Annotated in this window: 25 protein-coding genes and 2 tRNA genes; 9 read left to right on the top strand and 18 right to left on the bottom strand. The window is 67.7% G+C overall.

What is annotated here, in order from left to right; translation table 11 throughout:
* Positions 1–59: 59 nt before the first annotated feature.
* Together hrpB and R9J51_RS09315 are read right to left on the bottom strand one after the other, a co-directional pair.
* On the bottom strand, positions 60–2600 hold the full coding sequence (gene hrpB / locus R9J51_RS09320) for an ATP-dependent helicase HrpB (protein ID WP_179504290.1): 2541 nt from the start codon (positions 2598–2600) through the stop codon (positions 60–62).
* Between the two features lie 54 nt (positions 2601–2654).
* Positions 2655–3035, bottom strand: coding sequence for a glutaredoxin (locus R9J51_RS09315; protein WP_179504289.1), 381 nt, complete (start codon positions 3033–3035; stop codon positions 2655–2657).
* A 202-nt stretch (positions 3036–3237) separates the two neighbouring features.
* Here R9J51_RS09315 and R9J51_RS09310 point away from each other — a divergent pair, with 202 nt between their 5' ends.
* On the top strand, positions 3238–3426 hold the full coding sequence (locus R9J51_RS09310) for a hypothetical protein (protein ID WP_168554277.1): 189 nt from the start codon (positions 3238–3240) through the stop codon (positions 3424–3426).
* 11 nt (positions 3427–3437) lie between these two features.
* On the opposite strand, the gene R9J51_RS09305 is transcribed toward R9J51_RS09310, so the two are convergent.
* A complete protein-coding gene (locus R9J51_RS09305; protein WP_179504288.1) occupies positions 3438–4451 on the bottom strand; it encodes a polyprenyl synthetase family protein in 1014 nt (337 codons plus the stop codon).
* 104 nt (positions 4452–4555) lie between these two features.
* Here R9J51_RS09305 and R9J51_RS09300 point away from each other — a divergent pair, with 104 nt between their 5' ends.
* Complete coding sequence (locus R9J51_RS09300; protein WP_179504287.1) at positions 4556–4858, top strand: chorismate mutase; 303 nt, start codon at positions 4556–4558, stop codon at positions 4856–4858.
* A 165-nt stretch (positions 4859–5023) separates the two neighbouring features.
* Here R9J51_RS09300 and R9J51_RS09295 read toward each other — a convergent pair whose 3' ends face one another.
* On the bottom strand, positions 5024–5491 hold the full coding sequence (locus R9J51_RS09295; RefSeq protein ID WP_168554274.1) for an Lrp/AsnC family transcriptional regulator: 468 nt from the start codon (positions 5489–5491) through the stop codon (positions 5024–5026).
* 326 nt (positions 5492–5817) lie between these two features.
* Between R9J51_RS09295 and R9J51_RS09290 the strand changes: the two genes are divergently transcribed.
* The 5 genes from R9J51_RS09290 (at position 5818) to R9J51_RS09270 (ending at position 10032) form a co-directional block, all read left to right on the top strand.
* Positions 5818–7776 (top strand): histidine kinase dimerization/phospho-acceptor domain-containing protein, encoded by a 1959-nt coding sequence (locus tag R9J51_RS09290; protein ID WP_179504286.1) that lies wholly within the window; start codon positions 5818–5820, stop codon positions 7774–7776.
* A gap of 56 nt (positions 7777–7832) precedes the next feature.
* A complete protein-coding gene (locus tag R9J51_RS09285) occupies positions 7833–8819 on the top strand; it encodes a polysaccharide deacetylase family protein (RefSeq protein ID WP_179506402.1) in 987 nt (328 codons plus the stop codon).
* 78 nt (positions 8820–8897) lie between these two features.
* Positions 8898–8973 (top strand) — tRNA-Ile (locus tag R9J51_RS09280).
* Between the two features lie 126 nt (positions 8974–9099).
* Entirely contained in the window at positions 9100–9897 is a 798-nt protein-coding gene (locus R9J51_RS09275; RefSeq protein WP_168554272.1) for a GNAT family N-acetyltransferase, read from the top strand.
* Between the two features lie 58 nt (positions 9898–9955).
* Positions 9956–10032 (top strand) — tRNA-Pro (locus R9J51_RS09270).
* Between the two features lie 9 nt (positions 10033–10041).
* Here the strand turns inward: R9J51_RS09270 and R9J51_RS09265 are convergent.
* Positions 10042–10881 (bottom strand): rhodanese-related sulfurtransferase, encoded by an 840-nt coding sequence (locus R9J51_RS09265; RefSeq protein WP_179504285.1) that lies wholly within the window; start codon positions 10879–10881, stop codon positions 10042–10044.
* Between the two features lie 96 nt (positions 10882–10977).
* Here R9J51_RS09265 and R9J51_RS09260 point away from each other — a divergent pair, with 96 nt between their 5' ends.
* Positions 10978–11934 (top strand): glutaminase, encoded by a 957-nt coding sequence (locus R9J51_RS09260; protein WP_168554270.1) that lies wholly within the window; start codon positions 10978–10980, stop codon positions 11932–11934.
* Here R9J51_RS09260 and R9J51_RS09255 read toward each other — a convergent pair.
* The 3 genes from R9J51_RS09255 to R9J51_RS09245 all read right to left on the bottom strand — a co-directional run bounded on the left by R9J51_RS09255 (position 11926) and on the right by R9J51_RS09245 (position 14770).
* Positions 11926–12330 carry a hypothetical protein gene (locus R9J51_RS09255; protein WP_168554269.1) on the bottom strand — a complete coding sequence of 135 codons (405 nt, stop codon included), beginning with the start codon at positions 12328–12330 and terminating at the stop codon, positions 11926–11928. The genes R9J51_RS09260 and R9J51_RS09255 overlap by 9 nt on opposite strands.
* A gap of 125 nt (positions 12331–12455) precedes the next feature.
* Complete coding sequence (locus R9J51_RS09250) at positions 12456–13592, bottom strand: CaiB/BaiF CoA transferase family protein (protein WP_179504284.1); 1137 nt, start codon at positions 13590–13592, stop codon at positions 12456–12458.
* Positions 13589–14770, bottom strand: a complete 1182-nt coding sequence (locus R9J51_RS09245; protein WP_179504283.1) for an acyl-CoA dehydrogenase — start codon at positions 14768–14770, stop codon at positions 13589–13591. Before R9J51_RS09245 ends, R9J51_RS09250 begins: the two co-directional genes overlap by 4 nt.
* Before the next feature lie 94 nt (positions 14771–14864).
* Between R9J51_RS09245 and R9J51_RS09240 the strand changes: the two genes are divergently transcribed.
* Positions 14865–15737 carry a LysR family transcriptional regulator gene (locus R9J51_RS09240; protein ID WP_179504282.1) on the top strand — a complete coding sequence of 291 codons (873 nt, stop codon included), beginning with the start codon at positions 14865–14867 and terminating at the stop codon, positions 15735–15737.
* A gap of 17 nt (positions 15738–15754) precedes the next feature.
* Here the strand turns inward: R9J51_RS09240 and R9J51_RS09235 are convergent, their stop codons facing one another.
* From R9J51_RS09235 to hisF, 10 genes are all read right to left on the bottom strand, one after another.
* Complete coding sequence (locus R9J51_RS09235; RefSeq protein ID WP_168554265.1) at positions 15755–16288, bottom strand: J domain-containing protein; 534 nt, start codon at positions 16286–16288, stop codon at positions 15755–15757.
* 150 nt (positions 16289–16438) lie between these two features.
* Positions 16439–16966, bottom strand: a complete 528-nt coding sequence (pal, locus tag R9J51_RS09230) for a peptidoglycan-associated lipoprotein Pal (RefSeq protein WP_168554264.1) — start codon at positions 16964–16966, stop codon at positions 16439–16441.
* 104 nt (positions 16967–17070) lie between these two features.
* The gene (gene tolB / locus R9J51_RS09225; RefSeq protein WP_168554263.1) at positions 17071–18489 is read right to left on the bottom strand and encodes a Tol-Pal system beta propeller repeat protein TolB; all 1419 of its coding nucleotides are present in this window, start codon (positions 18487–18489) and stop codon (positions 17071–17073) included.
* Entirely contained in the window at positions 18486–19496 is a 1011-nt protein-coding gene (locus R9J51_RS09220; protein ID WP_168554262.1) for a TonB C-terminal domain-containing protein, read from the bottom strand. Before R9J51_RS09220 ends, tolB begins: the two co-directional genes overlap by 4 nt.
* 5 nt (positions 19497–19501) lie before the next feature.
* Positions 19502–19990 (bottom strand): protein TolR, encoded by a 489-nt coding sequence (gene tolR / locus R9J51_RS09215; RefSeq protein WP_168554261.1) that lies wholly within the window; start codon positions 19988–19990, stop codon positions 19502–19504.
* Between the two features lie 3 nt (positions 19991–19993).
* The gene (gene tolQ, locus R9J51_RS09210) at positions 19994–20704 is read right to left on the bottom strand and encodes a protein TolQ (protein ID WP_168554260.1); all 711 of its coding nucleotides are present in this window, start codon (positions 20702–20704) and stop codon (positions 19994–19996) included.
* Entirely contained in the window at positions 20701–21171 is a 471-nt protein-coding gene (ybgC, locus tag R9J51_RS09205) for a tol-pal system-associated acyl-CoA thioesterase (protein WP_179504281.1), read from the bottom strand. Before ybgC ends, tolQ begins: the two co-directional genes overlap by 4 nt.
* Before the next feature lie 71 nt (positions 21172–21242).
* Positions 21243–21620, bottom strand: coding sequence for a histidine triad nucleotide-binding protein (locus R9J51_RS09200; RefSeq protein ID WP_169473836.1), 378 nt, complete (start codon positions 21618–21620; stop codon positions 21243–21245).
* A 75-nt stretch (positions 21621–21695) separates the two neighbouring features.
* Entirely contained in the window at positions 21696–22025 is a 330-nt protein-coding gene (locus R9J51_RS09195) for a phosphoribosyl-ATP diphosphatase (RefSeq protein ID WP_179504280.1), read from the bottom strand.
* Between the two features lie 60 nt (positions 22026–22085).
* Positions 22086–22847 (bottom strand): imidazole glycerol phosphate synthase subunit HisF, encoded by a 762-nt coding sequence (hisF, locus tag R9J51_RS09190; RefSeq protein WP_179504279.1) that lies wholly within the window; start codon positions 22845–22847, stop codon positions 22086–22088.
* Positions 22848–22858: the final 11 nt, after the last annotated feature.

The raw sequence follows: 22858 nt of genomic DNA, 5'->3' as shown, positions 1-22858 counted from the left end.
GGCAGGCGGCGCGCCTAGAGTGCAAAATCGACGGCCACCGGTGCATCGGGCGCACCGGCTCAACCCTTGCGTGTCGCCTCGAACGCGTTGCGGGTTTTCAGGCTGGGGTCTTCGGCCCAGGGCTGGTCGGGCCAGCGGTGGCGCGGATAGCGGCCCTTCATGTCTTTCACCACATCGCGCCACGATCCGCGCCAGAACGCGGGCAGATCGGCCGTCGTCTGGATCGGCCGCCCGGCCGGCGAAGTGAGCGAGAGCAGCAGCGGGCGCGGCGGCTGGCCGATCATGGGGTGGCGGTCGAGGCCGAACAGCGCCTGCACGCGCAGTTCCACCGCCGGGCCGCCTTCGTGGCCATAATCGATCGCGTGGGTTGTGCCTGCGGGCGAGCGGTATTGCGGAGGGGCAAGGCGGTCGAGCGCCTGCCGCTCGTTCCAGTCCAGCCGGTTCTCCAGCGCTTCGTGCAGCTTGCCCGCGCCCACCGCCAGATCGCGCCGCCCAGAGAGCAGCGGCGCGAGCCATGCATCCAGATCGGCGAGCAGCGCAGCGTCGTCCAGCGCCGCCAGGCCGGCATAGCGCGCCCGCGTCAGCAGCGCCTGCGCCGCGCCACCCAGCGGCAGGGCGGAAAGCCCCTCGCGCCGCACCACATCGAGCAAAAGCGCCGTCACCGCTGCCGGATCGGGCACCGGATCGGGCACGCGCGCCAGCACGATGGCGCCCAGGCGCCGCTCCAGCCGCGCTTCCACCCGGCCTTCCGCGGCGTTCCATGACAGGGTGTGGCGCTGGTCCATGCGATGGGCCAGCCAGGTGGTGACATCGTCCTCATCGAGCGCAAGGGCGCTCATGATCCGCGCGCCCTTGGCCTCCCCTTGTGCGTCGCCGATCACCAGCCAGCGCGCAGTGGCCAGCGGCGAAGCCGGATCAAGGCGATAGCCCCGCCCGCCCGAAGCGAGCCACTCCTCGCCACTCGCACTGCGCGCGCGGGCGATGCGATCGGGAAAGGCTTCGGCCAAGAGCACGGCCAGCGGGGGCCGGCCGGCGTTGCGCTGGCGGCCCTCGGCAGGCTCAGCACGAACGGGGGTGGAGGGATTGTTTCTTTCCGAAAGTCCGTTCGGGCTAAGCTTGCCGAAGCTCCCCGAAGCCGCCCGCTCCGCCAGACCGGCCCAGCGCGCCGCCAACTTGCGCGAGGCTTCGGCACGGCCGCTGCGATCGCCTTGCCAACGGTCGAACCGCCGGGCCAGGTCTTCGCCGCTGCCACCCAGGCCACGTTCCTGCAACAGCAGCGCCAGCCGCGCGGCATCGCCGGCCGGGCCATGGCGCGCCGCATAGATCAGCATGTGCGCCAGTGCCGGCTCCATCGGCAGGCGCGCCATGGCCCGGCCGTGGGCGGTGATCCGCCGTTCCTCGTCCAGCGCGCCCAGCGCCTGCAAGCTGGCCTGCGCGGTGGCCATGGCAGCGGCGGGCGGCGGATCGATCCAGGCCATCGCCGCCGAATCGCCCGCGCCCCACTGCGCCAGCGTCAGTGCCAGCGGCGCCAGATCGGACGTGAGCATCTCGGGCGGATCGAACGGCGCGCGCCCGGCGTGCGCGGCTTCTTCCCACAAGCGATAGGCCACGCCCGGCCCCTGGCGCGCGGCGCGCCCGGCGCGCTGCGCGGCGGCGGCCTGGCTGGCGCGCGTGGTGACCAGGCGCGTCACCCCGGCCACTTTGTCGAACTCGGCCCGGCGCGAAAGGCCGGCATCGACTACCACGGCCACGCCATCGAGCGTGAGCGAGGTTTCGGCAATCGCCGTGGCCAGGACCACGCGCCGGCGCCCTTGCGCATCGCGGCGGATCGCGGCGCGCTGGCCGGCCGGTTCCACCTGGCCGTGCAGCGGCAGCACCAGCGCTGTGGGCAGGCGCTGCGCCAGGATATCGGCGGTGCGGTCAATGTCGCGCACGCCGGGCAGGAAAGCCAGGATATCACCGGTTTCCTCGGCCCAGGCCGTGGCAATGGCGTTGGCCATGGCCTGCTCCAGGCGCAATTGCGGGCTGCTGCCCAGCCAGCGGATGCGCAAGGGATGGGCCTTGCCGGCGCTTTCGATGACCGGCGTATCGCGGCCCATCAGCGCTGCAAAGCGCGCGCCATCCAACGTGGCAGACATGACCACCACGCGCAGATCCTCGCGCAGCACGCCTTGCGCTTCCAGCGCCAAGGCGAGGCCCAGGTCGGAATCGAGATGGCGTTCGTGCGCTTCGTCGAACAGCACGGCGGAAACGCCGGTCAATTCGGGGTCCGACAGGATCGTGGCGACGAAAATCGCCTCGGTCATCACCAGCACGCGGGTGCGCGCCGAACGCTTGCTGTCCAGGCGGGTGAGATAGCCGACCGTCTCGCCCGGCGCCTCGCCCAGCAGGTCGGCCATGCGCTCGGCCGCGGCGCGCGCCGCCACCCGGCGCGGAGACAACAGGATCACCGTGCCGCGGCACCAATCCTGCCCCAAAAGCGCCGTGGCCACCGTGGTGGTCTTGCCCGCGCCGGGCGGGGCGATCAGCACGGCATTAGCCTGGCTGGCCAGCGCAACCAGCAGATCGGGCAAGACGGCATGAATGGGCAGGTCGGTCACGCCGCTGCCTTTATCGTCTTGCCCGACGCTTGGCCATCACCGGTGCAATGGCTGTCAGGCCTCGCCCAGCCGCTTCTTGAGTTCCAGGGTTTCCACGTGTGCTTCGCGAATGCGACGGAACGGGCCGGCCATGACATACTGATAGAACGGCAGGTTCGCCGGATCGACGCCGGCCTTTTGCGCATAGAGCGCCACGATCGCATCGGAATCGGCAATGAAGCGGCCCGGCTCCACTTCCAAGGCGGGAAACGTGATCTTCTCAAGATGTGGCGCAAGCGCTGCGCGGATCGGTGCTTCGTGCTCATCACCGGGCCAGAACGCGCGCAGGTCGACAGTGTCGAACGCGCCCACCTCGCTCAACAGCGCCGCCACTTTGAGGCAGAACGGGCACGAGCGCTTGAGGTAGAGAACGGGGCGAAAGGGCGTGGCGGTCATGGCAGGCCTTTGTCACGATGGGGGAAAGGATGGGTGTGCTGCCATAGCACGCCGGCCCCCGCCGCTGGCAAGGTGCGCAGCCGCCTGCGCGCGGCCAAGTGCATCCGAACTGCCCATGAGGGCCCGTGCGGTGACGGGCAAAGCGTGATACTCTTTGTTCGCAGGTGCCCCTGGGGCACGGCCCAGCCCCCAAGAGGACGCCATGTTTCTCGACCTGAAAGACCCGTGGCCGCCGGCACCACCCAACCGGCAGCCCGCTTCCGCGCCCCGCCTCACGCCGCGCCGCCAGCGCATCGTGGTGTTGATCGTGGCGGTCAACCTGCTGTTTCTGCTGATCGGCCCGCTGGCCGGATCGTCGGTGGTCGAAGGCCTGGCGCAGCTGCTGCACTAGGCCTCCTGGAATTAATAGCGTCGCGCCACCGCGAATTCGGCCGCTTCGCCCATCGCCGCCTTGGCCGCACTGGCGGGGAAGCCGGCAATCGCATCGATCGCGCGCTGGGCATAATGGCGCGCACGCTCACGCGTGGCGTTGACGGCATCGTGCTTGCGGATCAGGGCGATCGCCTGGGCCAGATCGGCATCGCTGTTGCGGTTGCCGGCAATCGCATCGCGCCAGAAACCGCGCTCTTCCTCGGTCCCGCGGGCATAGGCCAGGATCACCGGCAGGGTCATCTTGCCTTCGCGGAAATCGTCGCCCTGGTCCTTGCCCATTTCCGAAGCATCGGAATCATAGTCGATGGCATCGTCGGCCAGCTGGAACGCGATACCCAGGTTGCGGCCATAGGCATCGAGCGCCAGTTCATCGGCTTCGCCCCGCTCGGCCACCACTGCGGCGATGCGGCAGGCGGCGGCAAACAGCGCCGCGGTCTTGGCGTTGATGATGGAAAGATAGCGTTCTTCGCTGGTTTCCACCTGGCGCTGGGCCACAAGCTGGTCCACCTCGCCCTCGGCAATCACGGCCGAGGCATTGGAGAGGATGCGCAGCACCTTGAGCGAACCGTCTTCGACCATCAGTTCGAAACTGCGCGAAAACAGGAAATCGCCCACCAGCACCGTGGCCGGGTTGCCATAGATGATGTTGGCGGCCTTCTTGCCGCGCCGCATGTCCGATCCATCGACCACGTCATCGTGCAGCAGGGTGGCGGTGTGGATGAATTCCACGGCCGCTGCCAGCTTGAAATGGCGGCTGCCGCCATAGCCCAGAAGCGCCGCCCCGGCGAGCGTGAGCATCGGGCGCATGCGCTTGCCGCCACCGGCAATGAGATGCCCGGCAAGGGCCGGGATCAACGGGATGCGCGATTGCATCCGGTCGAGAATCACCGAGTTGACGCTGTTCATGTCGTCGGCCACCAGCGCCATCAGCGGCGCCAGCGAGGGTTCGGCCTTGCGGGGGAGCGTATGGAGGGTAGCAGTCATCGCTGCCCGCTTGGCGTGTGGGGCACGGCTTGGCAAGTCGCAAGTTGCACGGTAGCGGCAAGCGGAGCACTTGAACGCGATCGACGAAAAGGCAAGACAGGCACATGAACGCACCTGCCGAAGGGCAAGACCCGGTTCTGGCCGGCTATCGCCAGAGCATCGACAACATCGATGCCGCGATGATTCACATCCTGGCCGAACGCTTTCGCATTACCCAGGCGGTGGGCGCCTACAAGGCGCAAAACGCCCTTCCGGCCAGCGATCCGGGCCGCGAGGAACGCCAGATCGCGCGCCTGCGCAAGCTGGCCGAAGAAGCACGGCTGGACCCGGAATTTTCCGAAAAGTTCCTGCGCTTCGTCATCGAGGAAGTGATCCGCCACCACAAGCAGGCCAAGGCGGAAGGCTGAACCACGCCGCGTGCCCTGCCCGAAAGGGTGGGCCCTGCGCCGCAAGCGCGGCGCCAGCGCCCTTCGACAGGCTCAGGGCGAACGGAGATGGGGTTTACCATCCCAGGGTCCGTTCGGGCTGAGCCTGTCAAAGCCCCACAGGCCCGGCCCGAAACGCGGAGGCGGTCACTCGCTGAACGGCACCCCGGGCACCTGCTTGGCCGTGCGGATGGTGAGCGAGGTCTTCACGCTTGCGACGTTGGGCGCAGGCGTCAGCTTGCTGGTCAGGAATTCCTGAAAGCTCTGCAGGTCGCGGCTGACGATCTTGAGGATGAAGTCGATCTCGCCGTTCAGCATGTGGCACTCGCGCACTTCGGGCAGCGTGCGCATGTGCTCTTCAAACTGGCGCAGCGATTCTTCGGCCTGGCTCTTCAGGCTGACCAGCGCAAAGACCGTGATCGCAAAGCCCAGCTTGGCCGGGTCAAGATCGGCGTGATAGCCGCGGATCACGCCGGCCTCTTCCAGCGCGCGCACGCGGCGCAGGCAAGGCGGCGCGGTCAATCCCACGCGCTGGGCCAATTCCACGTTGGTGACGCGGCCCTCGTCCTGAAGTTCGGCCAGCAGCCGCCTGTCAATTCCGTCCAGTGTTGCCATGTTCGTGTTCGTTAGCCGCTCGATCCGCAAGATTGTGCGTCACCGCTGGCAGTGAAGCTAATATTATTAGCTCATATCGCAATTGTCCTACAATGCAACGCACCATCACAACAGCCAGCACCAAAGGCGGTGCATAGCCTGCAAAAACCCGCTCCAGGATGAACGAACCGCTTCTGCACGGCCCCCGGTGCATCGCCACACTTTCTTAAAAGCCTGGGGCTTAAAGGCAGAGGGATGAGTTTCGAAACGGTCCGTAACCGGCTTGCCTCCGGCAGGGCAATGCCCCATGTGAAAAGGCCGTGCACAAGGATGTCCCGGCGAGAGCGATGCCTGCCGATCTTGATCCTCCCTTCGCGCCCGCGCCCGGCCGCCTGGCGCCAGGCGGCGTGATGCCCGGTCTCCACATGCCCGGTTTCCAGATGATCGTGGACGATCGCCTGGAAACGGTGCTGCGCACGCGCGCCGCCGGGCCTGCTGGCATGCGCGTGCAGTTTCGCCAGCTGGCCGATCTGCTGGGCCGCGTGGACCAGGCCGCCTGGACAGAGCGGCACGACGATGGCCTCTTCCGGCTCGACTCGTTGTTCCAGGCCATTGCCGCTGCACCGGGCGGGCACGAAGGCGCTGCCGCGCTGCTTGCCGGGACGCCGCTGGCCAATCCGCGTCTGGTGGCACATTTCGCTGCCCAGGCGCCGCGCCTGGCGCTCGCCGCCATTCGCGCCGCCCGGCTTGATGAGGCAGCCTGGCTGAACCTGGTACCGCGCTTGCCGATCCATGCCCGCGGTTTCCTGCGCCACCGCCGCGATCTGGGCCCGGCAGTGGAAGCGCTGCTCGCGCGGCTGGGCATCGACGATTTCGCGCTGTCCGCACCCGAACCTGATGGCGACCACGCCGCCGCCACCGTGGCGTTCGCGCCTGAGGTCGTTGACGTGCCCCAACCGGTCGCCGCGGCGACTGAACCAGCCGCCCCGCCGGCCCCGCTGCCTTCGGCAGACACGATCGACGCTGGCCCGCCGCCCGCCCCGCTGCTGTCGCCTGCGGCCAGCGAGGGCATCGGCGCCATCGTGCGCCGGATCGAAGCGTTCCGCCGCGATCGCGAAGCGCGGCCCGGCGGGCCGACCACCATCGCCACCCCGGCCGACCGTGCCGGCCTGGCCGCTGATCCCCACCCGCGCCTGCCCTTTGCCGATGAGCCAGCGATCGACGCGCCGCGCCCGCTGGGCATAGACCTGGCGATCGATGCGCTGGGCACCGTGGTGGCCGCCGATGCTGATTGGGCGCCCATGCTGGTGGGGCATCGCCCGTTTACCGGCCAGCCGCATGCCCCGGCCCGGCTCGATGCGCGCAGCACCCGCGCCTTTGCCGCGCGCCTTCCCATCAGTGCCGGGGTGCTGCTGATCGATGGCGCCGCAGCGGTCGCCGGTGCATGGCAGATCGATGCGGTGCCGGTGTTCGCCCAGGCCGGTGGCGCCTTTGCCGGCTATCGCGCCCGCCTGCGCCGCCCGGCGCAGGCAATGGCCGCCGCTGCCCCCGAACCGGCCCCGGTGGCCCAGGGCGCTGACCGCCTGCGCCAGACGCTGCACGAGTTGCGCACCCCGATCAACGCGATCCAGGGTTTTGCCGAAATGATCCAGCAGCAGGTGTTCGGCGCCACGCCGCACCAGTATCGCAGCCTGGCCGCCAGCATCGCGGCCGATGCGGCGCGCATGCTGGCTGGCTTTGAAGATCTGGAACGGTTGGCCCGCCTGGAAACCGGCGCGGCCGATATGCCGGTGGCCGGCGATGCCACCGATCTTGCCGCGCTGCTCGCCCGCCTGGTGGCGCAGCTCGATCCGGTGATCGGCCCGCGTGAAGTGCGGCTGCGCTGGCAGGCACCCGCCGCCCCGGTTGCCGTGGCAGCACCGGCTGCCGAACTCGAACACGCCATGTGGCGGCTGCTGGCGGTGATCGCCAGCACCGCAGCGCCTGGCGAGCGGCTGGCGATCGCGCTCGAACCGGGGGCCACGGGCGGGGCCGTGCGGCTCGACCTGCCCTTGCCCGCCGCGCTCGCCATGCGCGATGATGCCACCCTGTTCGCCGCCGATGGCGCCAGGGCACAAGGCGGCGCGCTGGGGCCAGGTGGCATGATGGGCAACGGCTTTGCCCTGCGCCTGGCTGCGGCCGAACTGCGCGCCATGGGCGGCCAGTTGCGGCGCGAGGCGGCCCGCCTGGTCGTGCAGTTGCCCGCAGCGGGCGCGCAGGGCGATCATCCTGACGAGGGCAGCATCGCCCCGGCCCAAGCGGGCTGATCACGTTGCCTGCCCCGGTTGCGCGCGACGCCGGCGGCGCTGGCCCCGATGCGCGGATCACCTGTCCGCCGCCTGTAGCCGCGCGGGTGCGCTTTGCGCCTGATTTCGGACAGCGCTTCGTGGTCACGGTCGATACCGAGGAAGAGTTCGACTGGGCCAAGCCGTTCGAGCGGACCGGCCATGGCCTGAGCCATGTACCCCGCCTGGCCAAGTTCCAGCAGTTCTGCGAGGGGTTCGGCGTCGCCCCGATCTACCTGATCGATTATCCCATCGCCAGCGACCCGGCCGTGGGCGACGCGCTGGGCCAGGCGGTGCGCGATGGCCGCGCCGAAATCGGCGTGCAGCTGCATCCCTGGGTCAATCCACCACACCAGGAAGAGCTCAACACCTTCAACAGCTTTGCCGGCAACCTGCCCCCAGCGCTGGAACGCGCCAAGCTGGTCAAGCTGCGCAATACGATTGCCGCGGCCTTTGGCGATGCGCCGCGCATCTATCGCGCCGGGCGCTATGGCGTGGGCCCGGCCACGGCGCGGATCCTGGCCGAATCGGGCATTGCCATCGATACCTCGGTGCGCACCCATTTCGATTATTCCAGCCAGGGTGGCCCCGATTTCACCGGGCTGCCGCTGCATCCCTGGTGGGTGGATCGCCAGGGCGGGTTGATGGAACTGCCGCTGACTACGGTGTTTTCGGGCCTGTTGCGCCATCAGGGGCCCTGGCTGTTCCCGCGCCTGTGGCGGGTGCCGCGCCTGCGCGGCGGGATGGCGCGCGCGGGCATGATGAATCGGGTGCCGCTGACACCCGAAGGCGTCACCGCAGCCGAAGCGGTGCGCTGCATCGACCTCGCGCTGGCCGATGGCCTGCCTGTCCTGGTGTTCTCGTTCCACAGCCCCTCGCTGCGCCCCGGCCATACCCCTTACGTGCGCGACGCGCGCCAGCTCGACCAGCTCTATGACTGGTGGCGCGTTGTCTTCACGCACCTGGCGTGCTGCGGCATCAAGCCGGCCGGCGTTCACGATATCATGCAGGCCGCGCTGATCTGACGTGTTCCAAGACACCACGCGCCAACACGCTTTCTTGCCAAGTGCGCAGCGGCGCTTTAACGGCAACTGGCGCAACGGGGGCCCGTAGCTCAGTGGTTAGAGCTGGCCGCTCATAACGGCTAGGTCGCGGGTTCAAATCCTGCCGGGCCTACCATTCCTTCCCCGTCATTGCGACAGCTGTGCGACAGCGCCCCGGCAATTGACGCAAGACCATCATCGTTCTGCAAAACCCACGTCACGCCCGCACGCTATGCCGTTCCGAACGGAGGGCGCGAGTTTTATGGGCGATGTGATCGGGATCGAAAAGCGGCAGCGCCGCCTGGCCGTGCGCCTGGCGCGCGATGCCACGGATCTGGCGGCAGTACAGCGGCTGCGCTGGCAGGTGTTTTTCGAGGAAATGGGCGCCCAGGCGCAAGGCCTGCTGGATGAACTCGATGCCGACCCCTATGACGCGCTGTGCGATCATCTGCTGGTGATCGACGAAGACCAACCCGGCACGCTGGTTGCCGATGGCCAGGTCGTGGGCACGTACCGCCTGCTGCGTGAAAGCGTGGCCCGCGCGGCCGAAGGGTTTTACAGCGCCGGCGAATTCGACCTGGCGCCGCTGCTGGCGGGCGAAGGTCGCGTGGGCGGCGAATTGCTCGAACTGGGCCGCTCGTGCGTGCTGCCCGCGTTTCGCACCAGCGCCACGATTTCCCTGCTGTGGCGCGGCATCGCCGATTACATCGCCGCGCACGATATCGGCCTGATGTTCGGCTGTGCGTCTTTCCCCGGCACCGATCCCGATGCCCACGCCCCGGCGCTGTCGCTGCTGGCGCACACGTGCCTGGCACCGGCCGGCCAGCGCCCGCGCGTGCACCACGGCGTGGCGCTGGAACGCCTGCCGCGCGGCAGCTATGACGAACGCCGCGCAATGCTGGCTCTGCCTCCGCTGATCAAGGGTTACCTGCGCTGCGGCGCACGGTTTGGCGACGGCGCGTTCATCGACCACGCATTCAACACCGTGGACGTGTGCGTGGTGCTGCCCGTGGAGCAGATCAGCCAGCGCTATGCCACCCGTTTCAGCGTGGCCGCCTGACCCCGCAACGCACTTCGCGCTTGCGCGATGCAGGCTGCATACCTAAGGGCGTGCCTGTCGGGGAGTAGCGCAGCCTGGTAGCGCATCTGCTTTGGGAGCAGAGGGTCGCAGGTTCGAATCCTGTCTCCCCGACCACTTCTTCCTTCAATCCACGCTCTCGCAGCAAGCCGGGCACGAAACGCCTGGCCTGTATTGCCGCGATTGCTGGCCTGCGGCGTCTACCGGCCGGCCGCAAGGGCCGCACAGCACGTGGCTGCCCGGTGCCAAGCCGTGGCCGATCGCCACGCGTTCGTCGAACACGAAGCATTCGCCTTGCCACAGGCTGTCCTGCGCCGGCACCTTTTCCAGGTAATTGAGAATGCCGCCTTTGAGGTGATAGACTTGGTCCACCCCTTCGCCTTTGAGGAAAGCGGTGGATTTCTCGCAGCGGATGCCGCCGGTGCAGAACATTGCCACTTTCGGCGTGCGCCCCTCGCCCAGCAGCACCGCGCGCTCGCGGCGGAACCATTCGGGAAATTCCCGAAAGGTGCGCGTGTGCGGATCGATCGCCCCGGCAAAGGAGCCCACGGCCACTTCATAATCGTTGCGCGTGTCGATCACGATCGTGTCCGGGTCGCTGATCAGGGCGTTCCAGTCCTGGGGATCGACATAAGTGCCAACGCTCGCCAGCGGATCGATCCCTTCCACCCCCATGGTCACGATCTCGCGCTTGAGGCGCACTTTCATGCGGGCAAAGGGCATCGAGGCGGCCGTGGAATACTTCACGTCCAGCCCGTCGCAATGGGGCAGCGCGCGGACGTGGGCCACCACGGCGGCGATGCCCTCATCCGTGCCGGCGATCGTCCCGTTGATCCCCTCGCCCGCCAGCAGCAGCGTGCCCTTGACGCCTTGTTCCTGGCACATCGCCAAGAGCGGCGCACGCAAGGCCGCCGGATCGACGAATGGGGCAAACTGGTAAAGCGCGGCAACGGTGATCGGGTCCATGGCGCGGCCTCCTAAACTGTAAATGCCCCCGCTGGCTATCCCGCACTTGCCCAGCCCCCGCCACTTGTGGAACGACACTGCGCAAAGGAGAGTGCCATGCCCGATCTGGGCGCCATCGTGCGCGACATTGCCGAGGAAATGCGCGAGCACGCTTACAAGGGCAAGGTGGCCGACTACATTCCCGCACTAGCCGCCATCGCCCCGGAACGCTTCGGCATCGCGGTGGTGATGGCCGATGGCACCTGCCACATGGCGGGCGATGCGCAACAGGCCTTTTCGATCCAGAGCATTTCCAAGGTCTTTGCCCTCACCATGGCGTTGGGCGCGGTGGGTGACCAGTTGTGGCAGCGCGTGGGCCGCGAACCTTCGGGCAGCGCGTTCAACTCCATCGTCCAGTTGGAAAGCGAACACGGCATCCCGCGCAATCCGTTCATCAACGCCGGGGCCATCGTGGTGAGCGACATCCTGCTGGGCCGCTATGAACCGCGCGAGGCAATCGGCGAGATGCTGCGCTTCGTGCGTGCCCTCGCAGGCGACGACAGCATCGTGATCGACGAGGAAGTGGCGCGGGGCGAGCAGGAAACCGGCTATCGCAACATGGCGCTGGCCAACTACATGCGCGCCTTCGGCAATATCCGCCACCCGGTGGAAAAGGTGCTGGGCCTCTATTTCCACCAATGCGCCCTGGCGATGAGTTGCCAACAACTGGCGATGGCCGGGCGCTATCTCATGGCACGCGGGCGCAATCCGGACACGGGGCGCAGCGTAGTTTCACCGCAGCGCGCGCGGCGCATCAACGCCCTGATGCTCACGTGCGGGCACTATGACGGATCGGGCGAATTCGCATTTCGCACCGGGTTGCCCGGCAAATCGGGCGTGGGCGGCGGCATCCTGGCGATCGCACCGGGGGTGGCCAGCATTGCCGTATGGTCACCCGGCTTGAACGAGCGCGGCAATTCGCTGGCCGGAACCCTGGCGCTAGAGCGCCTGGTCCAGGCAACCGGCTGGTCGGTGTTCGAGCCGGGCCTGGGCCAGGCTATCGCATCAGAATGAGAACCTGAGCCCTGCCGCGCCATAGTGCTCCCCGCCCTGCAGGGTCAGCTTGAACTTGGGCAGAATGGGAAAGGCCGCGAGGGCATAGGCCCGCACTTTTTCATGCGCCAGGCGCGCGCCCAGGCCCACTTCGGCAACGGCCGGAATGGTGAACGTCGCCTCGCCCTTGGCATAGACCGAAGTGCTGGCGCCGCTTTCGGTGGGGATGAACGCGCCCACCACCGGGCGCACCGTGAACGGGCCAAAGCCCATGCTATAGCTGGCGCCCAGTTCGGCGCCCCATTCGCCAGCCGCCTTGCCGCCGGTGGCTTCCACGCCCAGCCCCTGGGCTTGCGCCAGGGCCGGAAACGCCAGCAGGCCCGCCGCCAGCGCCAGACCAACACCAATCCTGTTCATTGCAACCCCATGCTTTCCTGCCCCGCGGTTGTCCCTGCAGGCGGCAGCATCGCGGTCTGGGGCCGTCCCTGTCAACCGCCTGGCGGTGCGGCCTGCCGCAGCGGCGCACCGTCCAGCAGATGGTTTCAGTTCATGTCACCCAATCCGGGCGAAGGGCGCGGCGCCGCCAGGGGGGAGCGCGAAAAGCGGATCGGCAAGGCAACGCCGGGCACCGTGCTGCCATCCGCTTCGCGCGGCATCGCCAGTTCCAGTCCGCGATGGCGGATCTGGGGATCGGCGAAGGCCTGGGCCACGGTGTTGATCGGCCCGGCCGGCACGCCCTGTGCCTCCAGCGCGGCCAGCAGGTCGTCCCGCGCCCACCGGGCGGTTGCCGCTTCGATCGCGGCGGTCAGCGTGAAGCGGTCGGCCAGGCGGCCAGGGTTGGTTTCCCACCCCGGCTGCATGGCCAGGCCCAGCACCGCGCCAAGGCGGGCGAATTGCCCATCGTTGCCTACCGCCAGGATCAGCCAGCCATCGGCCGCAGGAAACACCGCATAAGGCACGATATTGGGATGGGCATTGCCCATGCGCATGGGCGTTGTGCCACCGGCCAGATGGTTCATCGCCTGGTTGGCGAGAACCCCGGTCATCACGTCCAGCAGCGCCATGTCGATCATCTGCCCGCGCCCGGATCGCGCGCGTTCGGCCAGCGCGGCCTGGATCGCGATCACGGCATAGAGCCCGGTCATGATATCGGCAAAGGCCACGCCGATCTTCTGCGGCGGGCCCTCGGGCGCGCCGGTCAGGTCCATGATCCCGCTCATTCCCTGGACGATGAAATCATAGCCCGCGCGCGCGGCATAGGGGCCATCCTGGCCGAACCCGGTGATCGCGCAGTAGACCAGCCCTGGATTGATGGCTGCGAGGGTCTCATAATCCAGCCCGAACCTGGCCATGCCGCCCAGCTTGAAATTCTCGATCACCACGTCGGCCCCGGCCACCAGTTCGCGCGCGCGCGCCTGGCCCTCGGCACCGGAAAGATCGAGCACCAGCGACCGCTTGCCCCGGTTGGTGGCGTGGAAATAGGCCGCATCCTGGCTGCCATCCGGGTTGGCAATGAACGGCGGGCCCCAGGCGCGGGTATCGTCGCCGGCTGGGCTTTCCACTTTGATCACCTCTGCCCCCAGGTCTGCCAGCACCTGCCCGGCCCAGGGGCCGGCCAGCACGCGGGCAAATTCGATCACCTTTATGCCCGCCAGTGGCGGCGCTGCCTCCGCGCTCAAAACGCGGCGATCCCGGTGATCGCACGGCCCAGGATCAGCGCGTGCACATCGTGCGTGCCTTCATAAGTGTTGACCGTTTCCAGGTTCACCATGTGGCGGATCACCTGGTATTCGCCGGAAATGCCGTTGCCGCCGTGCATGTCGCGCGCCATGCGGGCGATATCGAGCGCCTTGCCCACGTTGTTGCGCTTGAGGATCGAAATCGCCTCGGGCGGCGCCGCCCCCTCGTCCATCATGCGGCCCAGGCGCAGCACCGCATGCAGGCCCAGGGTGATCTCGGTCAGCATGTCGGCCAGCTTTTTCTGGTAAAGCTGCGTGGCGGCAAGCGGGCGGCCGAACTGGTGCCGGTCCAGGCCATATTGCCGGGCGGCGGCAAAGCAGAACTCCGCCGCGCCCACCGCCCCCCAGGCAATGCCATAGCGCGCGCGGTTGAGGCAGCCGAACGGTCCCTTCAGCCCCTCCACGCCGGGCAGCAGCGCGTCTTCTGGCACGAAGACATCCTCCATCACCACTTGCCCGGTGATGGAGGCACGCAGCGAGATCTTGCCGGCGATCTTGGGCGCAGACAGGCCCTTCATGCCCTTTTCCAGAATGAACCCGCGAACGGCCCCGCCATGGGCATCGCTCTTGGCCCAGATCACGAAGACATCGGCAATCGGCGCGTTGGAAATCCAGGTCTTGGTGCCGCTCAGCAGATAACCGCCGTCCACCTTCTGCGCGCGGGTGCGCATCCCGCCGGGGTCTGATCCGGCGTCGGGCTCGGTCAGGCCGAAACAGCCGATCGCTGCGCCGCTGGCCAGCTTGGGCAAATACTTTTCCCGTTGCGCGTCAGAGCCATAGGCATGGATCGGATAGATCACCAGGCTCGATTGCACGCTCATCATCGAGCGATAGCCCGAATCCACCCGCTCCACTTCGCGCGCCGTCAGGCCATAGGCCACATAGGATGCATCCGCCCCGCCAAAGCGTTCGGGCAGAGTCACGCCCAGCAACCCTTGCGCGCCCATTTCGGCAAAAATTTCAGAGTCGGTGGTTTCGCTGGCAAAGGCATCGATCACCCGCGATTGCAGCCTGTCCTGTGCAAAGGCGCGGGCCGCATCGCGGATCATCCGCTCCTCGTCGGTCAGCTGGCTCTCCAGCCCCAGGGCATCTTCCCAGTCGAACCTTGCCTTGGCCATCGCTGCTCTCCTTTTGCCGCAGGATTGACAGAGCCCGGCAATCGCATCAATTCCACGAAACAGCGATTTTGATCGCGTTTTGGAATAGCTGACCGTGCTTGATCCCGATACCCTCGCCGTGTTCGTGGCCGTGGCCGATCATGGCCATTTCCAGCGCCCCGCCGATGCGCTGGGCATTGCCCAGTCGGTGGCCAGCAAGCGGTTGCAACGGCTGGAAGATGCGCTGGGTGCCCGGCTGATCGAACGCGGCAGTCGCATGGCCGTGGCGCCCACGCGGGCAGGCATGCTGTTCCTGCCCCAGGCCCGCGCCGCGCTGGAAACGCTTGCCCGCACGCAGCGCGTCGGCCGGGCATTGGCACGCGGCGAAGCTGGGCCGATCCACGTGGGCTATGTCTTTTCCGCGGCCATGGCCGGCGTGCTGCCGCGCCTGATCGCCACGCTGGCGCAAATGCTGCCGGGGGTGGAGGTCATGCCCGCGCTGATGGAAACGCCCGACCAGCTCAAGGCGCTGGCCGATGGCCGGATTGATCTGGCGATCGTGCGGCCGCGCCCGTCATGGCCGGCCGGTTGCGTGGAAGTGGCGCGCCAACGCGAAGGGCTGCTGGTTGCCATGGGGGAGACCAGCCCACTTGCCGCGGCAAGCCCGCTGCGTGGGGCCGACCTGGCGGGCCAAACCTTCCTGACCCCGCAATTTCACGAAGAAGTGGGCCTGGCGCAAACCGTTGCCGCGCTGGCCAAGGCCGCTGGCCTGCCCCCGCCACCGATCCGCCGCACCGCCGATTTCATCACGGCGGCCAGCCTCGCCGCTGCCGGCCAGGGCGTGATCCTGGCACCGGCCAGCCTGGCACGGCTCCATCTCGAAGGCCTGGTGTTTCGCCCCCTGGCCGACCATGCCGCCACGGTGGACCTGGTCACGCTGGCCAGCCCGCAAGCCCCGCCCGGCGCGGTGGCGGCGTTGACAGGCTGACGGCCTGGCGCCCGCCCTCACCCCTTCCAGGTACGGCGATCCTCGGCGGCGCGCAGCACTTCATAGGCCAGTTGCAGCTTCTGGAATTCGGCGGCGGCTTTCTCGTCGCCGGGGCGCACATCGGGGTGCACTTCCTTGGCGCGGGTGCGCCAGGCCTTGCGCACGTCTTCGAACGGTGCATCGGGATCGAGGCCCAGGGCTTCGAGTGCGCGCAGTTCGTCGCGGCTGCGGGTGCCATCGCCGGGCCCGGCCCAGGCTTTCCACGACGAATCGGTATAGCCTTCGTTGGTGCGGCGCTCGGCCTGCTCGCGCGCAGCGGCCTCTTCCTTGTCGAGCCCGGCGAAATAATCCCAGCCGGCGTTGTATTCGGCCGCGTGCTTTTCGCAGAAGTACCAGCGATCGGGGCTATTGGGCGATTTGGGCGCCGGGCAATTGCCCGGCTCACTGCACCCGGCGCGGTCGCACAGGCGCACGTTCACGGCCTCGCGGGCGCTGCCATAGCCGCGCCAGCGGGGAAAGCCCCAATCAGTGGATCGCCCTTGCCGTGCCATCGGCCCTAACGTTCGCTCCTCAAGCCGTTCGCTTCTCAAGCAGATGGGGCGCCCCGCGCGGCGATGCCGCACAAAGCGCCCCCTCTCAAACGGATTCGCTCTTAACCGCCGGGTGCGCCCCGGCGCAAGCTGTCCTTACTGCCCCCGCTTTTACTGGACCGTCACGGTCACCGCGCGGCGGTTCTGGGCATAGCTGGCTTCGTCCGAACCCAGTGCGATCGGGCGCTCCTTGCCATAGCTGACCGTGGTGATGCGGCTGGCGTCGATGCCCAGGCTGACAAGGTAGGCCTTGGCCGCATTGGCGCGGCGCTCGCCCAGCGCGATATTGTAATCGCGCGTGCCGCGTTCGTCGCAGTGGCCCTCGATCGTCACCAGCTTGCCGGGATAGCGCGCCAGCCATTGCGCCTGGCTTTGCAGGATCGCCTGGCTCTGCGCATCGACATTGTAGCGATCGAGATCGAAGTGGATCGTGTCGGACTGCACCGAGGCGACGAAATCGGCCTGGCTGCCGGCGGTCGGGCCGCTGGGCCCGGCAGGAGGCGGCGTGGTCGTGGTCGTGCCGGCGCTGGGCTGCGGCGGCAGTTCGGCGGCCGAGCGGTTCTTGGCCGAATTGGACGAGCAGGCCGCCAGCGAGAGGCTGCCAGCAAGCATGGTCACGACAAGAAGCTTGCGATTCATGGGGTGTCTCCTCAGGCGTGTTTCAGGATGTTGCATTGCACAAGGCGAATCGGCAAATGAATTGCGAAGGGCTCATCGCCCCCAAGTAAATCCGGCCGGCGCCATCACGGCAGCACCGGGCCCCAGGCAGGGTCCGATGCATCGACCGGGGTATTGAGCTTGCGTTCGTTGCGACCCGTCAGGTCTACTTGCCAGATGGACGTGCGGCCCGTGTTCTTTTCGGTACGGAAAAACTGGATGATACGGCCGTTGGGCGACCAGGTCGGTGCTTCGTCCTGCCAGCTGTTGGTCAGGAAACGCATGTCGCCACCGCTGGGGTTCATCACCGCCACGCGCAAGTTGCCACAGATGCAGGTGAACGCCACCTGGTCGCCGCGCGGGCTCCATTCCGGGGTGGCCGCGCGCCCGCCAAAGAAGCTGATGCGCTTCTGGTCGGTGCCATCGGCGTTCATCACATAGACCTGCTGGCTGCCCGAACGATCGCTTTCGAACACGATGCGCTTGCCATCGGGGCTATAGGATCCGCCCACGTTGATGCCCGGCGTGTTGGTCAGCCGCACCGGCGTGCCGCCCGTGGCGGGAATGCGATAGATATCCGTGTTGCCGCCGATCGCCATGGAAAACAGCAGGCTCTTGCCATCGGGAGACCAGCGCGGCGCAAACGTGGGGTTGCGGCTTTGCAGCACGAGATGCTGCGTGCCCGTACCGATGTCATAGACATAGATGCGCGGATTGCCGTTGAGATAGGAAAGGTAGGCGATCTGCTGGTAATCGGGCGAATAGCGCGGGGTCAGCGCGGTGGCCTGGCCATTGGTGATGAAGCGGTGGTTGGCGCCATCGGAATCCATGATCGCCAGCTGCTTGCGCCGATGGTCCTTGGGGCCGGTTTCGGCGATATAGGCAATCTTGCTGTCAAAGAACGGGCTTTCGCCGGAAAGACGCGAATAGACCATGTCGGCGCACTTGTGCGCCGCGCGGCGCCAGTCTGCCGGCTGCACCACATAGCCCTGGCGCGCCAGTTCGCTGCCCAGCGCCACGTCATAGAGATAGCAACCGACCGTCAGCCGCCCGTCGGGCGCGGCGCGGACAAAGCCCTGCACCAGCATTTCGGCCGAACGCGCGCGCCACCCGCCGAAATCAGGCGCCGAAACCTGGGGATAGGCCACGCCCGGCAGCGCATCTGGCCCGGTCGGCTTGAACAGGCCGTTGTTCTTGAGATCGTTATAGACCACCCGCGCCAGGCTCTTGCCCAGCGCGGCCGTATTGCCCCCTTCGGCGGCCGTCGGCACAGGATTGTCGGTGGGGAACGCGGGGATCGCCACGCCCAGGTCCTGCCAGGCGCCCTCGCCCGTGACAGAGCCGGTCAGCCCGCCATCGTCCGGGGCGGCCGTGGTCGGCGCGGCCTGGGGCGCGTTGGAAGCCGGCAAAGGCTGTTGTTGGGCCAACGCCGGCGCGGCGCCCAGTGTCAGGGCGACCAAGCCAATCAGAGCGGGGGCAAGGCGTGCGGGGGGCTTACGCTTCATTGCGACAGTTTCCAGTCAAAGCGAAACGCGGAAACGCGCTTCCAGCTGTTGTAGTATTGCGGCGGCAAGTCAAACGGAGCGGCCAGTTCCACGGCGCGGATGGCCAGTTCGGCATGGCGGCGGGCCTGGGCGCGATTGGCATCGGTGATCCCGCTTTGCGAAACCACCACCGGTTTTGCGGCCAACGAACCGTCGGGATTGAGGTTCCATGCCACCACCGTCACCAGCTTGTCCACATCCACGCCCGATGGCCCCACCCAGTGCGGCTTGATCTGGCGTGACAGCGCCATGCCGAGCGAGGCCCGCACATCCGGCCCGGCAGTTTGCGCCGGAGGGTTGCGCGAGGTGCCCGGATTGCTGTTGCTGGGCACGCCGGCCAGGAAATCGCTGCCGATGCGGTTCCCCCCTTGCGGCGCCTTGCGCGGCGGGGTGGGCGCCGGGCTGGCACGGCCGGGGGCATGTTCCGCCTGGCGCGGCGCGGGCGGTGTCGGCTTGGCGGGCGCGGGCCGGGGCGGCGCAGGCCGGGGCGGGGCCGGCTTGGGCGGCGCGGGTTTGGCGGGCGCGGGCCTGGGCGGGGCCGGCTGCGGCCGCGGCTCGGGCCGGGGCACCGGTCGCGGCGCTGGCTGGGGCCGGGGGGCCGGCTGTGGCGGCGCAGGCTTGGGTGGGGCGGGCCTGGGCGGCGCCGGTTGCGGCGGCGCGGGCTGCGGCTTTTCCACCGGCGCTGGCGGCGCGGGTTCGGGTTCGGCGGCGGCCTGCTGCTCGCCCAGATCCGGTGCCACGTCGGGCGCGGCCTGGGCGTTGGGATCGGGCGAGGTGGCGGTATCGGCCACCTGGTCGGCAATCGTCACCACCATGCGCTCGGGCGGCGGCTTAATGCTCTTGCCCGGCGGCGACAGCGTCAGCGCGGCAATCAGCGCAACATGGGCAGCGGCCGCAATGCCCAGCGCCACGGCTTCTTCGCGGCGGAAACCGGATGGAGGCGTATCAAGGGGATCGCGCGTGGCCATGGGGATCAGGGCTGGCTTTCCGCTGCGGGCGCGGCGGCGCTTTCCCCACCGCCCGCCGTGCCATTGCTGACCAGCGAGATCTGCTTGAACCCGGCGGCGTTCAATTCGCCCATCACCGCCATGACGCGGCCATAATCGAGCGCCTTGTCCGCGCGCAGCGTCACCAGCGGGGCCTTGCCATCGGGCTTGCGCACCGCGGCCAGCCGGTCGGCCAGTTCGCCCGGCGCCAGTTCCTGGTCATCCAGGAACAGCCGGCCCTGGCCATCCATGCTCAGCGTAATCTCGTTCTTCTTTTCCTGCAGCGCTTCGGCCTTGCTGTCGGGCAGGTCGATCGGCACGCCCGCCGTCAGCATCGGCGCGGTCACCATGAAGATGATGAGCAGCACCAGCATCACGTCCACCAGCGGCGTCACGTTGATTTCCGCCATGGGCGCGCCGCGCGACCGGCGCCTGCGCCCGCCACCGCTGCTACCCTGGCCCAGGTTCATGGCCATGGCTTATTGCTCCAGCTCGCGGCTCAAGGTGGCGTGGAAACGGTCGGCAAAGCGGAACAGGCGCGCTTCGAAGCGGTTCACCGCGTTGCTGAAACGGTTGTAGGCAATGACCGAGGGGATCGCCGCCACCAGGCCGATCGCCGTGGCGAACAGCGCTTCGGAAATCCCCGGCGCCACCACGGCGAGCGAGGAATTGGCCTGCGCACCGATATTGAAGAAGCTGTCCATGATGCCCCATACGGTGCCGAACAGGCCCACGAACGGCGCGACCGAACCCACCGTGGCCAGGAAATTGAGCCGGCCCGAAAGGCGGTCCGTCTCGGCCGCGACGGCGCTGTCCATCGCCACCGACAGGCGCTGGCGCGTGCCTTCGCGATCCACGTTCTTGCCGGCGGTGGAGCGGCGCCATTCGCCCAGGGCGGCGCTCACCACGCGGGCGGCGGGCACGTCGCCCTTGCCGTTGTCCTTGTGATAGGCGTCGATATCGCGCGCTTCCCAGAAGCCCTGCTCATAGCGGTTGGAGCGGCGCTGGGCGCCGGCCATCCGCAGACTGAACGATACGATGATCATCCACACCCACACGCTGGCCAGAACCAGCGCGCCCATCACGATCTGCACAACGATATCGGCATGAAGGAACAGGGCAACCGGGTTGAGCCGGGTGGGTGCGCCGGCAGTCACGCTTGCGGCGGCGGCAAGAAGGGCCAAAGTCATGGGCGGGCTTTCTCAAGGTCCTGTTCGGAAACAATCAGGGCGGCAAAGGCATCGTGCCAGGCAGGCGGCAGACGGCGCGGCCGCCCTCCCGGCGTGACGAAGGCAACGCGAACGCGCGCGGTGCAAAGAAGGGTGGCGCGCCTGAACGCCTGCTGAAGCAGCGTGACACTTGCGCCTTGCAGTGCGGCAAGACGCGATTCGATCACGACGCCGTCATCCAGGCGCGCGGGGCTGGCATAGCGCAGCGCCATGTCGGCCACGGCAAAGACGCCCTCACCGGCTTCATGGGCCGCGCGCTGATCGATACCAATCAGCCGCAACAAATCCGATCGGGCGCGTTCGAACCAGCGTAAGTAATTGGCGTGATAGACAACACCGGAGAGATCGGTATCTTCATAATAGACCCGCACCGCAAAGCGATGTGTCTTGCCATCAAGGCAGCCAGCAGGGAAATCCGGGCCGTTCATGGACGAAGCGTGGCTGCCTTGCGACGGAATGACAAGGTTGTGTTAACCTATTCTGCTGCGCTGCGAAAGGATTAACGCGCCAGCATCGGGCCAAGCGGCGCCCCGCCGAACAGGTGGACGTGCAGGTGCGGCACTTCCTGACCACCATGGCCGCCCAGGTTGGCGAGCACGCGATAGCCCGGCTCCACCAGCCCGAGATCGCGTGCCACTTTGCCCACCGCGCGCACGAAGCCGGCGATGAGGTCAGCCGGGGCATGGGCCGCAAAATCGTCCCAGGCCACGTATGGTCCCTTGGGGATGACCAGCACATGGACCGGCGCCTGGGGCGCAATGTCATGGAATGCCAGGGCAAATTCGTCTTCGTAAACCTTCTTCGAAGGGATCTCCCCGCGCAGGATCTTTGCAAAGACGTTCTGATCGTCATAGGGCAGCGTGGCATCGATCGGCATGGAATGGCTCTCCGCAGAACGCTGAAACCGTTAGGTTTTCAGATATGTGGATTGTTCAGACTGGTGAATTCCGGCTCAATCGCGTGGGCGCGCCGCCTTTTCCGCCAGGCCCGAAAGGCCCTCGCGCCGGTCCAGTTCGGCCAGGACCTGGGCAAAGGGCACATCGCGCGCGCCCAGCAACACCATGAGGTGGAACAAGAGGTCGGCCGCTTCGCCCACCAGTTCGCTCTCGCTGCCCGAAAGCGCGGCGATCACGGTTTCCACGCCTTCCTCGCCCACTTTCTGCGCGATCTTGCCCAGCCCCTTGGCATGGAGCCGCGCGACATAGCTGGCATCGGGATCGGCGCTGCGGCGCGCGGCGATGGTCGCTTCCAGACGGGCAAGCGTGGCAGTGGTCTGATCCATGGCCGGGGGCATGGAACGGCGCGGGGCACGGGTCAAGACCTGTTGCGCCCCCTTCCCCGGTCAACCCCGCGCGGGCAATCCGGCGGCGCGCAGGGCGGCATGGGCTTCGGCAATGGAATGGGTGCCGAAGTGAAAGATAGACGCTGCCAGCACGGCGCTGGCATGGCCCTTGGTGACCCCATCCACCAGATGGTCCAGGTTGCCCACCCCGCCGCTGGCGATCACCGGCACGGGCACTGCATCGGCAATCGCGCGGGTCAGTTCCAGGTCATAGCCGGCCTTGGTGCCATCGCCATCCATCGAGGTGACGAGCAATTCGCCCGCCCCCAGCTTGGCCAGGCGCTCTGCATGAAACAACGCGTCAATCCCGGTGCCCTTGCGGCCGCCGTGGGTGAAGATTTCCCACTTGCCCGGCCCCACGCGCCGCGCATCGACCGAGCCCACCACGCATTGCGCGCCGAATTTCTCGGCAATGTCACGCACCAGTTCTGGGCGGGCGACCGCCGCGCTGTTGACGGCAACCTTGTCCGCCCCGGCCAGCAGCAGCGCGCGCGCATCGTCCACCGCGCGCACGCCGCCACCCACGGTCAGCGGCATGAAGCAGACCTCGGCCGTGCGCGCCACCACATCAAGCAGCGTACCGCGCCCTTCGTGCGTGGCGGAAATATCGAGGAAGCACAGCTCGTCCGCGCCCGCCGCGTCATAGGCGCGGGCCTGCTCCACCGGATCGCCAGCGTCGCGCAAGTCCACGAAATTGACGCCCTTGACCACGCGGCCCTCGGCCACGTCGAGACAGGGAATGACACGGACGCGAACTGTCATGACAGTGCCTT

Source organism: Novosphingobium rhizosphaerae (assembly GCF_050920675.1).
GTDB classification, from domain to species: domain Bacteria; phylum Pseudomonadota; class Alphaproteobacteria; order Sphingomonadales; family Sphingomonadaceae; genus Novosphingobium; species Novosphingobium rhizosphaerae.
Note: the sequence above shows the minus strand (reverse complement) of the source record. Positions and strands in the feature narration are given on the sequence as shown.